This is a genomic window from Streptomyces macrosporus, assembly GCF_039533145.1.
GTDB lineage: Bacteria > Actinomycetota > Actinomycetes > Streptomycetales > Streptomycetaceae > Streptomyces > Streptomyces macrosporus.
The window spans coordinates 120,704-134,492 of the sequence record NZ_BAAASZ010000035.1 but is presented as its reverse complement, the minus strand read 5'-3'; the positions used below and the strand labels follow the sequence as shown (position 1 = coordinate 134,492).

3 protein-coding genes are annotated in these 13,789 nt (G+C 72.6%); all 3 read left to right on the top strand.

Annotated elements, in window-relative coordinates; translation table 11 throughout:
* Nucleotides 1-266 precede the first annotated feature (266 nt).
* The 3 genes from ABD335_RS25360 (at nt 267) to ABD335_RS25350 (ending at nt 13,671) form a co-directional block, all read left to right on the top strand.
* Complete coding sequence (locus ABD335_RS25360) at nt 267-1,544, top strand: MFS transporter (RefSeq protein WP_344327670.1); 1,278 nt, start codon at nt 267-269, stop codon at nt 1,542-1,544.
* Nucleotides 1,504-12,342, top strand: coding sequence for a non-ribosomal peptide synthetase/type I polyketide synthase (locus tag ABD335_RS25355; RefSeq protein ID WP_344327669.1), 10,839 nt, complete (start codon nt 1,504-1,506; stop codon nt 12,340-12,342). Before ABD335_RS25360 ends, ABD335_RS25355 begins: the two co-directional genes overlap by 41 nt.
* 771 nt (nt 12,343-13,113) lie before the next feature.
* Nucleotides 13,114-13,671: a M23 family metallopeptidase gene (locus tag ABD335_RS25350; RefSeq protein WP_344327668.1), complete on the top strand. Its 558-nt coding sequence runs from the start codon at nt 13,114-13,116 to the stop codon at nt 13,669-13,671.
* Nucleotides 13,672-13,789: the final 118 nt, after the last annotated feature.

The window sequence follows — 13,789 nt, the reverse complement described above, 5'->3', positions numbered from 1 at the left end:
CCCGGGCGCCCCCGGCAGAACGGGAGAACAGCCCCCGAGGGACGGGAACACAGCGGCGGCAGGGAAGCGGACCCGGCCCCACGACGCACCGACGGGTCCGTGGTGACCCCGTGGAGGCTGGTCGGGTTCCCCCTTCCGGCACGCATCTCGGGGTCGGGGCGGCGGAGAGCGCGGGTGCGCTCCGCCTCAGTCCGCAGGACCGCGGACGCGTTGCGGGCGCGGCCCGGCGTCGCCGCTCGCGTTCCCAGACCGATGAGGAGTCCGGCATGACCCGTCCGCGGTGGCGCGTACGCACTCTGGTGGCGGCGTACGCGGTCTCCTCGTACGGCAACTACCTCAGTCTCATCGCGCTGAGTCTGTTCTCCTACGAGGTCACCGGCAGTGGTCTCGGTCTCGGTCTGCTCATGGCCCTGCGGCTGTCGTCCGGCTTCCTGGCCGGGTTGGGAGCCGGCGCCCTGACGAGCCGTATCGGGCGCAGGACCGTGATGATCGGTACGGACGTCGCCCAGGCGGCGGCGCTGACGGTCCTCGCGCTCTGTGCGGCCTCCACCACCCCTGTGTGGTTGCTCGCCGCCGTCGTCACGGTGCTCGGTGCCGGGAACACGCTCTTCGGCGTCGCCCTGCGCAGCGCGGTCCCCGTGATCGTGGGGCAGGAGGGGAGGGGACGGGCCAACGGGCAACTGGTGACGGCGCGTTCCCTCGCCACGGTGGCCGGTTTTGCCTCCGCCGCCCCCGTCGTCGGGGCCGCAGGCCACGGTGCCGCGTTCGCCGTGAACGCCGCCAGTTTCCTGGTGTCCGCGGCGGCACTGCTGCTGACGCGTCCGCGTACCGATGAGGACCGGCCCGCCGCTGGGGACACGACGGCGCCGCAACCCGCCTCCGGGCGGCGCGCGCTGACGGCGGTGCCCGCCCTGCTGCTCGGCATGCTGCTGCTGAGGGGCGTCGACGCGCTGGCCTCCTCCTCCCACAACGTTGCCCTTCCCGTCGTGGCCGCCGCGGAGTCGCCGGAGCACCCGGCGGTGTTCATGACGCGGTTCTGGGCCGCTTGGGCCGTGGGCGCCCTCATGGCCCATCAGGTGCTGAAACGCCGATGGACCCCCCGGAACGAGAACCGGTGGGGACCACCGGCTTTCGCGGGCGGCACCTGCGTGATGTCGCTGTGCTTCGTCCTGGCCTTCACGGCACCGGCGCCTGCGGCCCTCATGGTGATCGCGGGCCTGGCCGGCCTGGCGGACGGGTTCACGGAGATCGTGTACACCTCACGGCTGCAGGCGGTGCCGGACCGGGAACGCAGCCGTCTGTTCGGCCTCTCCGCCACGGCGGAGACCTCCGGGTTCACCCTCGGCACGGTGGCCGCCGCGGCGGCGCTCGACGCGTGGCCGGCCCTCGTGGTCGTGGGCCTCTTTCACACGGCGGCCGCCTGTTGCGCGCTGCTGTTTCTCCTGTTCTGCGCCACTCGCCGGGCGGGTGGCCGATCGTCACGCCAAGAAGGAGCGCACCTCCGTGATCGACACGTGGACGGAAGCCCTGTACCAAGGGCCTGAGCTGGAGTTCACCGACGACGATCCGGTGAACGCCGTCGGTGCCCTGCTGCGCGCGGCGGAACGCTCGCCCCGAGAGGGCGTCGTCACCGTCGGAGCCGACGGCCGTACGATCCACCGGAGCTATCCGGAACTGTTGTCCCGAGCACGCCGTATGCTCACGGGGCTGCGCGAGCGCGGGCTGCGCCGTGGCGCCCACGTCGTGCTGTGCGGGCTGCCGCTGGACGACTTCTTCCCCGCCTTCTGGGCCTGTGTGCTCGGCGGTGCCGTACCGGTGGCCATCGCGGAACCGGCCGAGGAGAACTCTCCCGCTCTCGAACGCCTGAGCCGCACCTGTGAACTATTGGGCGAGCCACTGGTGGTGACGGACCGTCCGGGTGCGGCAGCGCCGGCCGGACTCATCCCGTCGCCGCGGACCGCGACCGTCGACGCCTGCCTGGGCCACCTGCCCGCGATGGACCACGTGGAGCCGGACGGCTCCGAGGTGGCCCTGCTGATGCTCTCCTCGGGCAGCACGGGCGTGCCCAAGGCCGCCCGGCTCACGCACCTGGGCCTGGCGGAGTTCGCGGCGAGCGCCCGGCGGATCCTGGACGTGCGCGCCGACGACACGACCGTGAACTGGCTTCCGGTGGACCACAGCGGGGCGTTCCTGCTCTACCACCTTCTCGAGGTGTTCGTCGGCTGCACCAACGTGCACGCGCCCACCGACCGTGTACTGGCCGAACCGACGCGCTGGCTGGACCTGCTGGCGGAGCACGGGGCGAGCCACAGCTGGGCGCCGACCTTCGCCTACGGGCTGCTCGCCGACGCGGTCGGCGAGCAGCCCGAGGCGCACTGGGACCTGAGCCGTACGAAGACCCTGGTGTGCGGTGGAGAGCAGATCTCACTGCCGGTCATGGAGCGTTTCCTGAGCGCCGTCGCACCGTTCGGCGTGCGGGAGGAGCACATCGTGCCCGTCTGGGGAATGGCGGAGACCGTCACGGCCATCACCTACGGCGGGCTCGGTACCGCCGGTGCCGTCCACCACCTGCGCAAGGACAGCCTGGGCGGGCGTCTGGTCCGGGCCGGGCAGGACACCTCGGAACGGGACCGTGCGACCTTCGTCGCCGTCGGGTCCCCGGCGCACCGTGCGGCCGTGCGCGTCGTGGACGGACGCGGCGAACCCCTCCCGGAGGAGCGCATCGGCAGGCTCCAGGTGCGGTCGGCGACGCGTCTGACCCCCGGGTACGTCAACAATCCCGAGGCCGATCTGGCGGCCTTTCCCCAGGGGCCCGACTGGCTCGACACCGGCGACCTGGCCTTTCTCTCCGGAGGCCAGGTGGTGATCACCGGCAGGGCCAAGGATCTGATCATCCTCAACGGGCACAACGTCTACTGCCACGAGGTCGAGGACGCGGTCGCCTCCGTGCCCGGCACGAGGCGGGGAGGGATCGCCGCCTGCGGGGCGCCCGACCCGGGCAGCGGCAGCGAGTCGCTGGTGGTGTTCTTCGTCGGCCACGGGGACGCCGGGACGGACCGGCGCATCGCACAGGAGATCAAGGCGGCCGTGTTCGGCAGGCTCCGGCTCACCGTCGCCCGTGCCGTGCCGGTTCCCGAGGCCGAGTTCCCGCGCACGCCGGCAGGGAAGGTGCGCCGGGGAGAACTGCGTGATCGGTTGCTCGCGGGAGCCTTCGACGCGGAGCCCGGCGCGGGGAGCGGTACGGGGACCGGTGACGGGAGTGACCTGCTGCGGTTGGTGGAGGAGGAGATCACCACCCTGCTCGGGCGGCCGACGGACACCGGAGCGCCCTTCTACGAACGGGGGATGACTTCCCTCACGCTCACCCGACTGCGTGGCCGACTGGAGCGGAGGCTGGGCCGGGCCGTGCCGCAGACGGCTTTCTTCGAACACCCCACGGCCGAGGCGCTCGCGGCGTATCTGACCGCGACACCGCCGGAGGCGTTACCGGACCGGCATCCGGAGGCGGCCTCGGCCGGCGGCGTGGCGTCCGCCTCCTCGACGCCGCCGGAGCACCGCGTCGCGGTCATCGGCATGTCCATGCGCTTCCCCGGAGCGCGGTCGGCCTCCGAGTTCTGGGCCAACCTCCGTGACGGTGTGGAGAGCGTGAGCGTCTTCCCGGGGCGCGGCACCGATCCCGGCCATGTCCCCGTCGGCGGCGTCCTGGACGACATCGAGGGCTTCGACGCGGACTTCTTCGGAGTGAACCCCCGGGAGGCCTCGCTCACCGATCCCGCGCACCGGCTCTTCCTGGAGTGCTGCCACCAGGCACTGGAGGAGGGAGGCTACGCAGCGGCGCCCGGAGCACGCATCGGCGTGTTCGCGGGCTCCGGCATGAACCTGTACGACCACCAGGACCCGCCCGGCACCTCGGCTCCGGACGACGACCCGGCCACCGCAGTGCTGGCGGCCACCGGACGGCAGCCGGACTTCCTCGCCACCCGGGTCGCCTACCGGCTCGGCCTCACCGGCCCAGCCATCGGGGTGCAGACTGCCTGCTCGACCTCGCTGGTCGCCGTCCACCTCGCGGTCCAGGCCCTGATCGGCGGTGACGCGGACCTGGCCCTCGCGGGAGCCGCGGCCGTGCACGTCCCCCAGGACTCCGGCTACCACAGCCATACCGGCTCCATCCTGTCCCCCACCGGGCGCTGCCGGGCGTTCGACGAGGAGGCCGACGGCACCGTGGGCGGCAACGGAGTCGCCGCCGTGCTGCTCAAACGGCTCGACCGGGCGTTGGCCGACGGTGACACCGTGCACGCGGTCATCCTCGGATCGGCGATCAACAACGACGGAGCGGACAAGGTCGGGTTCAGCGCCCCGTCGGTGACGGGCCAGGCGGAGGTCGTGCGGCAAGCGCTGCGCAGGGCCGCGGTACCGCCGGAGACGGTGTCCTATGTCGAGGCGCACGGCACCGGCACCCGGCTGGGCGACCCGGTGGAGTTCGAGGCACTGTCGCGCGCCTTCGCGGAGGGCACGGACCGCACCGGGTTCTGCACCCTGGGGTCGGTGAAGCCGGCCATCGGCCATCTCGACAGCTGCGCGGGCATGGCCGGGTTGATCAAGACGGTGCTGATGCTCGAGCACCGCACCCTCGTGCCGACACTCCACCTGGACCAACCCAATCCGGCCCTGAACCTGGAGGGCGGCCCCTTCGTCCTCGGCACCGCCACCAGGCCGTGGGTCACCCGGGACGGGGCGCCGCTCAGAGCCGGCGTCAGCGCGCTCGGAGTGGGCGGAACCAACGCGCACGTGATCCTGGAGGAGGCACCGCCGCGGCAGGACCCGCCGCCTCCCGCGCACCCGGTGCTCGTGCCCGTCTCCGCCCAAACCCCCGAGGCGCTGTACGAACTCACCGGCCGGCTCCGCGAGCACCTGCGGGAACACCCCGGACTCGCCGTATCCGACGTGGCCGCCACGCTCGCCCTCGGCCGACCGCACCGGAGGCACCGCACGGCGGTGGTGGGGAGGAGCGGTGAGGAACTCGCCCGGGCACTGGAACGTGCGGCTGTCGGTGGTGCGCCGCTCGGGCCGCAGGCGTTCGCCTACCCCGGACAGGGCGGCGCCCGCCCGGGCACGGCGGGTGAGATTTACGCGGCCCACCCCGAGGCCCGCCGCGTCCTGGACCTGTGCGAGTGGGTCTACGCCGAGGAGTTCGGCGGCACGCTGCTGCCCCTGCTCCTCGACGGCGGCGCCGGGCGCCCCGGTGCGGCATGGCCGACGGAGACCGCCCAGCCCGCCCTCTTCGCCCACCAGGCGGCGCTCACCGAGGTGTGGCGCGCGTCCGGGGTCCGCCCCGCCCTGGTACTCGGACACAGCGTCGGTGAGTACGCGGCGCTGTGTGCCGCGGGTGCGCTGTCGATCGAGGACGGCCTGCGCATGACCGCCTGGCGGGGCGCGGCCATGCAACGGGGATGCCCGCCCGGCGGAATGCTGGCCGTGCGCACCGACGAGACGACGGCACTGCGCGTCGCCCAAGCGGTCGGGGCCGAACTCGCCGCGGCCAACGGGCCGTGTGCGCAGGTCGTCTCCGGCCCGGCGGAAGCCCTGGCGGATGCGGAGCGCCTCCTGGACCGGGAAGGCATACAGTGGCGGGCCCTGCCCGTGGACCGGGCCTTCCATTCGGCCGCGCTCGACGCCGTACTGCCCGAACTGCGCTCCCACGCGGCGCGGCTGGGACTCCGTCCGCTGAGGGTTCCGCTGGTCGGTGCGCTCGACGGCGTACTGCGCCCGGTGGGCTGGACCGCGGACGTCGAGTACCTGGTCCGGCAGGCGCGGGAACCCGTCCGCTTCGACCTGGCGGTGGCCACGGCGTTCCGGGAGGGCTGCACGGACTTCCTGGAGATGGGCGCGGACGACGTGCTCGCCGGTCTGGGCAGGCACTGCCTGCCGGACAGCCGCTGGCTGCCCGGCCAGGGCACGGACCGGGAACAGTGGGCCGGCCTGCTGCTCTCGCTCGGGGAGCTGTACCGCAGGGGCGCCGAGATCGACTGGCGGGCGGTGGTCCGCGAGGGCGGACGCGTCCCGCTGCCCGGCCATCCTCTGCGGCGACGCCGCTTCCCGGTTCCCGGCACCGTTCCCGGCACGTGGAAGGCCCCGGGGGAGTCCCCGATGGCACGGCCGCCGGTGACCGCCGTGGCCGAGACGGCGGTATCGGGGACCGAGACGCCGGCGCGGGACGACATCATCGCCCTCGTCCGCGGGTTGACGGCGAAGAAGCTGGGGGTGGACCCGACGGACGTGACGCCCGACACCTCCTTCTTCGCTCTGGGCGCCGACTCGCTGGCCCTGTTGGGAATGGTCACGGAGCTGCGGCGGCTCCACGGGGTACGCATCCCCGTCCGAGAGCTGTTCTCCGAGGCCGACACCCCGCGCAAACTGGCCGAGCTGGTCGTACGGCTGGGCGGCGGCGCGGCGCCGGAGGCGACGGCCTCACCGGGGGGCGTGGGGGAGGGGGCTTCCGGGGCGAATCCGCAACCGGTGCCGGCATCCGCGCCGCAACCGGCGGCAGCGCCGCTTCCGGACGGCGAAGCGGCTCTGGAGGGCGTCCTGGCACAGCAGCTTCGGCTCGCCGGGCAACTCGTCGACCAAGTCACCGCGCTGATGTCCCGCCAGTTGGAGACGCTCTCGGAGAAGGAGCGCCCGTCCGCCGTCCCCGTCGCCCGGCCCGCCGAGCCGGCTCCCGCCGAGCAGCACCTCCCGGACGCGGCTTCCGTACCCGGTCCGCCACCGGACGCGACGCGGTACGCCCCGACGGGCTGCGACTTCAGTCTGTACTTCTTCGGCGACTACCCCGAGACCGGCACGCCCGGCACCTACGAGACGATCATGAAGGCCGCCGAGTTCGCCGACCGCGCCGGCTTCCACGCCCTGTGGTTCCCCGAGCGCCACTTCAACTCGTTCGGCGCGCCCTTCCCCAACCCCTCGGTGCTCGCCGCCGCCCTCGCCGCCCGCACCCGCAACATCCGGTTGCACGCCGGCTCCGTGGTCCTGCCGCTGCACCACCCGGTCCGGGTGGCCGAGGAGTGGTCGGTCGTCGACAACATCTCCGGCGGCCGAGTCGGCCTGTGCTTCGCCGGTGGTTGGCACGCCACGGACTTCGCGCTCGCCCCGGAGAACTTCGGGCGGCACCGCGAGGTGCTCTACGAGCGTCTGCAGACCGTACGCACGCTCTGGTCGGGACAGCCGTTGACCCTGCCCGGTGGCGACGGCGAGCCCGTCGGGATCCGCCTGCACCCCCGTCCCGTACAGGACCGTCCGCCGATGTACGTCGCGGTGGTGGGCAACCCCGACAGCTACCGCCGAGCCGCGGCGGAGGGACTGGGCGTCGTCACCAACCTGATGGCGCAGTCGGTCGAGCGGCTCGCCGAGAACATCGCGCTCTACCGGCGCACCCGTGCCGAGCACGGACTCGACCCCGCCGAGGGCCGGGTCGTGGTGCTGGTGCACACCTATCTCGGCGCGGACGCGGAGACCGCCCGCGCCGAGGCGTACCGGCCCTTCGCGGCGTATCTGCGCTCCTCGCTCGGCCTCTTCGACCAGGTCACCAACAGCCTCGGCGTCGAGATCGACTTGGAGAGCGCCTCGGAGGAGGACGTGGACTTCCTGCTCGGCCGGGCTTACGAGCGCTACTGCGCCTCGCGTGCCCTGATCGGCGACGCGGAGTCGACGGCCGGAACGGTACAGGCTCTGACAGAGGCCGGTGCGGACGAGATCGCCTGCTTCGTGGACTTCGGCGTCGCCGCCGACAAGGTCCTCGCCGCCCTCCCCGAGATCGCCCGCCTCCGGGAACGCACGCGACGGAACGGCACCCACCGGGTGGGCGGGGGGACGGCCGGGGCGCCCCTGTCACCCGCCGAGCGCCGGATCTGGTTCCTGGAACAGCTGCACCCGGGAACTCGCATGTACCACGAGCCCAAGGCGATCCGGCTGGAGGGCCCGCTGGACGTGGCCGCGCTCCGGGAGGCCCTGCGCCGAACCGTGGCCCGCCAGCCCGCCCTGCGCACCGTCTTCGGCACCTCCGGCGGAGTCCCCTACCGGGAGACGAGGCCGCACGTCGTCATCGACTGCCCGGTGGAGGACCACACCGGCGCCACCGAGGAGGAAGCCCTGGGATCCGCCCTGGAAAGCGGGGACCGCGGTGGGTTCGACCTGGGCGCCGGGCCCCTGATCTCGGCGCGCCTGCTGCGCCTGTCGGAGGAACGGCACCTGCTGTTCCTGCTGGCGCACCACATCGTCTTCGACTCCTCGTCCACCGAGGTCCTCGTCCGGGAACTCGCCCTCCACTACCGTTCCCGGACGGCCGGCGCTCCGGCTCCGCCGCCTCTCGCCGTGCGACCGGAGGTCCCCGCCGACCCGGCCCGGACCGCCGAGGCGCTCGCCTTCTGGCGGCGCGAGTTGGAGGGCGCGCACGACGTGACCCTCCCCCCGGACCGGCCGCGCCCACCGGTCCGTTCCGGAGCGGGGGCGAGCCTCACGCACGCTCTGGACGCCCGGCTGGTCTCCCGGCTGCGCGGGTTCGCCGCCGAGCGGCGCGCCACCCTCTTCATGACGCTGACCGCGGCGATCGGCGCCGTCCTCGGCCGGTTCAGCGGACAGCGGGACATCGTGGTCGGCACGGCCGTGACGGCCCGGCCGGAGGGCGCGGAGAACGAGATCGGATTGTTCCTCGACACCGTGGCACTCCGCCTGGACCTGTCGGGCGACCCGGATTTCACCGAGCTGCTCCGTCGGATGAAGGAGCGCAGCACCGCGGCGTACGAGCACCGCGACGTTCCGTTCGACGAACTCGTCCACGCCCTCAACCCGCACCGCGACCCCGGCCGCAACCCGCTCTTCCAGGTGATGGTGGAGTACGAGAACGAGGGAACGGCGGACTTCGATCCGCCGAGGCTGACCGCCACACTCCTCGACGTTCCCTCCGCACGCGCGCCCTTCGACCTCGGCGTCTACCTGACGCACCACCGCGAAGGACTGCGGTTCATGGTCGAGTACGACACGGCCCTCTTCGACGAAAGCCGCGTACGGCGATTCGTGGAGTACGTCGAACACGTCCTGAGGCGAGCCCCCGCCGAGCCGGAGGTCCCGCTGTCGGTGCTCACCGCCCCCACGGACGCCGATCGCCCGGTTCTGGCCCGCCTCGGCCGGCACCACGAGCCGCTGCCCGAGGTCACACAGACCCTGCACGGTCTCTTCGAGGCACAGGCGCGCCGGACCCCCGACGCCACCGCCCTGCTCACCGACACCGAACGGATCGCCTACGCGGAACTCGACCGGCGCGCCGACCGCCTCGCACGATGGCTGCGGGGCTGGGGAGCGGGACGCGGTGAACGCGTGGCGGTGTTGCTGCCGCGCGGCCCCGAACTGATCACCGCTCTGCTGGGGGTCCTCAAGACCGGGGCGGCCTACCTGCCGCTCGACGCCTCTCTGCCCACCGCCCGCCTCGAACAGCTTCTGGACGACGGCCGCCCGGTACTGGTCGTGACAGCCGGGGAAGTGCTCGCGCGGCATCCCGCCCTGCGGCGGTGGCCGGTGTGGACGGTGGAGCAGGAGACCGGGGAGGGGACGGCGGACCGGGCCCCGGGAGGAGACCGTCCGGAGGCACGCCCGGAGGACCCCGCGTACTGCGTCTACACCTCGGGATCCACCGGTCGTCCCAAGGCCGTCGTCGTGCCCCACCGCGGCCCGGTCAATCTGGTGCTCCGGCACTTGGAGGGGCATCCGGCGCTGCGCACCCTGCAGTGGACTTCGCCCGCCTTCGACGTCAGCGTCCAGGAGATCTTCACGACCCTGGCGTCCGGAGCGGCACTCGTGCTCCTCGACGACGCGCTGCGGCACGACCCCGCGGCGCTTGCCGAGGTGGTGCGCCGCCACCGGGTGCAGCGGCTGTTCATGCCGTGCACTCCGCTGAGGTACCTGATGGAGAGCGATCCTCGAATGCCCTCGCTGCGCGAACTGTTCTCCGCGGGCGAGGCACTGGAGATCACCCCGGCATTCCGCCGTTTCCTCGCAGCGCACCCGCGGTGCGAGCTGTACAACCAGTACGGGCCGACCGAGGCGTCCGTCATCGTCACCTCCCACCGGGTCGACCCCGGTCGGGGGACGCGCCCGCCGATCGGCACGCCCCTGCCGGGGGCGCGGATCCGGCTGCTCGACGGCGGCGGCGAGGTCCCGGTGGGAGCCGTCGGCGAGATCCACGTGGGGGGTACGCCTGTGTCCCACGGCTATCTGGACCGTCCCGAGGAGACCGCCGCGGCCTTCCGGGACCTCGGTGCGGGCGAGGTGTACTACCGCACCGGGGACCTGGCTCGCTGGCGCAGCGACGGGACTCTCGACTACCTCGGCCGCGTCGACGACCAGGTCAAGATCAGGGGGCATCGGGTCGAGCCCGCCGAGGTCCGGCAGGCGCTGACGCGGCAGCCGGGCGTCCGCGAGGCAGCGGTCCTACCCCGTCGGGACGGTCACGGGGAGATCGAACTCGCCGCGTACGTGGTGCTCGACGGCCCGGACCGCCCGGACGCCGTCACGGAGCTTCGGGCCGCCCTGGCCGCGGAACTTCCCGACCACCTGGTGCCCCGGCGTTGGGCACGGTTGGAGAGACTGCCGGTGAACACGGCCGGAAAACTGGATCGCAGCCGGCTGCCCGCCCCCGAGGACCCGGCGGGCGGATCGGGGAACGGGCGAGAGGAACCGGCCACCCCCCTGGAGATGAAGCTCCACGAGGTGTGGAGCAGCGAACTCGGCCTGTCCGCCGTGTCGGTGACCCGCTCGTTCTTCGCGCAGGGTGGCCACTCCTTGAGCGCGGTGCGGCTGCTGAACAGAATGGCCGGGGAACACGGCATCGAACTGTCCATGGCGGACTTCTTCCGGAGCCCGACCATCCGGTCCATCGCCCGCAGCATCGAGGGGGAACCGCCGCGGCCGGCGGGGGCCGTCGTCGCGGAGACCATTCCCATGCCCGCCACGCTGCGCAGGCTGTGGCGTCGCCACCACGAGCGCACCGATCCCGGCGTGTACAACGTCGCTCATCAAATCGACCTGCACGGTGAGCTGGATCCGCACGCGCTGGCCCAGGTGCTCGACGGACTCGTGCGGCGGCACTCGGCGCTGCGCGGTAGAGCCGTGTGGCGCGACGGCGAGCCGGTCGTCGAGATCCTGGAGGAGGTACCGGTCGACCTGCCCGTCAGCGACCTCACCCGACACAGCTCTTCGGAGATCGACCGTTGGTGCGGACAGCAGGCGGAGCGCCCGTTCGCCATGGATCGGGCACCGCTGTTCCGCTTCCGGCTCGGCCGGGTGGGCGCGGAGCGGTGGATCCTGATGGTCGTCCTGCACCACGCTGTCTGCGACGGCTGGTCCATGGGCGTCCTGTGGCACGAGTTCCAGGCCCTCTGGAACGACCCCGAGCGGCCGCTGCCTCCGCCCGCCGCCCAATTCACCGACTACGCCCGCTGGGAGCAGCGGCAACTGAACGGTGAGCGCAGACGGCGGTTGGAGGACTTCTGGAGAACCGAGCTCGACGGCGTACCCCTGCGCCTGGAACTGCCGTGCGATCGGCCCAGGCCGAAGACCCTCTCCGGAACGGGAGCCCTGCACCGGCAGGTCGTCGAAGGCGCTGTGCCGGGCCGGGTCGCGGAGGTGGCCGTCGAACTGGGCGCCACCCCTTACACCGTTCTCGCCGCCACGTTCGCCACATGGGCCGCCCGGCTGTGCGGACGCTCCTCCGACGTGGTGTTCGCCGCCTCCAGCGCCAACCGCGCCGGCCGCCGGGAGAACGAGGGCGTGGTCGGTCTGCTGGGGGATTGCGTCCTGCTACGCGCCCGCCTCTCCGAAGCCGTCACCTTCGCCGACCTCGTCCTCCGCCTCGGGACCACGGTGTTCGACGCCCTGGACCATCAGGCGCTGCCCTTGAACGAGGTCGTTCGAATGCTGGCACCCGACGAGGCGGACGGCCTCTACCCAACCGTCCTGTTCACCGTGGTCACCACCCCGCCTCCGGCTCTCGACCTGAAGGGCGTCTCCGCCACCGTCAGGAGCCGGCCCATCGGTGGAGCCGCTCGCAATGAGCTATACGTCGTGCTCGTCCCGGAGAACGACCGGATCACCGTGATCTTCGAGTATTCCACCGACCTCTTCGACGCGGCCACGATCGAACGTTGGGGACAGGAGTTCACGCGGCTGCTGGACGATCTCACCGGACGGCCGGAGACCCGACTGTCCGGTGTACTGCTCCGGGACGCGGGCGACGGACACGAGAGGGCCGCGAACGGTTCGGCGCACCTCCCGATCGCGGGGAGGCACGGATGACCGGTGAGAACATGCCCGGTTCCGAAACCGCCGGGTCGCTGAGCCCCTCTCCGGCCCCGCACCCAGCCCCACGGGGGCACAGGGCTGCCCACTCCTCTGCTCCCGGCCGCCGGGCCGGGAGCAGAGGAGTGGGCCCTGGCCAGGGACGCCCCGGTGCCCTGCCCCGGCGGTTTCGGCAGTTCTACGGGTGCGGTGGCGGACTTACGGGACCTCCCACCCGGTGAGCGTGTCGTCGGCTCGATCGCCTGGTCCGGCACGCTCATCACCTCGCCCCTGCTCGTGCTCGCAGAAAGAGGGCCCTTGCGACCGACCAGCAGTTTCCTGCCGCCCCTGCACCAACATCCCCGGATAACACCATCAGGCCGTTTCGTCGGCCTGGTCGCCGCACTGCGCCGCCGCAAGGTCCGCCTCACCACAGAGGACACGCTCTTGGGCCCGTCTCGTGGACCCATCCTGGTCACCGGGAGCGTGTGGGATGGCGACCAGGACGGGGGCAGCGGGACGGCGACCGCCGCGCCGGGTTCGCCGCCGCTCGCGCCGCGGCCTCCGCGTCGCCACCGGGGTGTTCGGGCGCGCCTTCCTTCCCCTTCCGGTGGCCGTGCCGGCGCCGTTCGGTTCCGGGCTCCGGAAAGCGTGGGTCTCGCCCTGCCCTCTTGTGGGGCGCTCCGTCAACCGGGATTGTTGTCCAGGACCTGACATTTAGGCAGGTTCCTTCGGGACCGCCGAGGGTCTCGGAGTCCGGTCCCCGACAGACATCCAGAACGGAGACACATGGTGGACGGAACAAGAGCGGTCCTGCGCAGGATCGCCGTGGTGGCGAGCGCGGTGCTGGCGGTCGCGGGCATCTCGCTGGCCGGAGCGCCCCCGGCCTCGGCCGCGGACTACTACTACGAACTCCCGTACCCGGCCGGCGAGGCCTACCAGGTCACCCAGGGACCGGAGGGCACGTACTCGCACTACGGCCCGTACAACGAGTACGCCTGGGACTTCGGGCTCCCGGCGAACTACGAGGTCTCCGCCGCGCAGGCCGGCACGGTCCTCGTCTCGGACTGGTCGCCGTACTGGCAGAACGGCATCGAGGTGATCATCCGGCACTCGAACGGCCGATGCACCCACTACGCGCACCTGAACCGGGCGATCTACAACACCGGTGACTGGGTCCCGCAGGGCCGGATCATCGGCTGGTCCGGCAGCACGGGGGCGTCCACCGCACCCCACCTGCACTTCCAGGTGATCGACTGCAACACCCGCGTGGGCATCCCCGCCACGCTCCAGGGCTGGACGCCCTACACCGGCTCCTGGCCGGTGAGTGTGAACACGCGCGCCTGATCCACCACCCGGCCTCAGCGCGTTCCTGCCGCGTCGACGCGGCAGCCGACGGGGTGCCGCCGCGCCCCGTCCCCGACGCGCGAGACCCGGCAGGACCGGGTGTCCGGAGGGGCCGCGG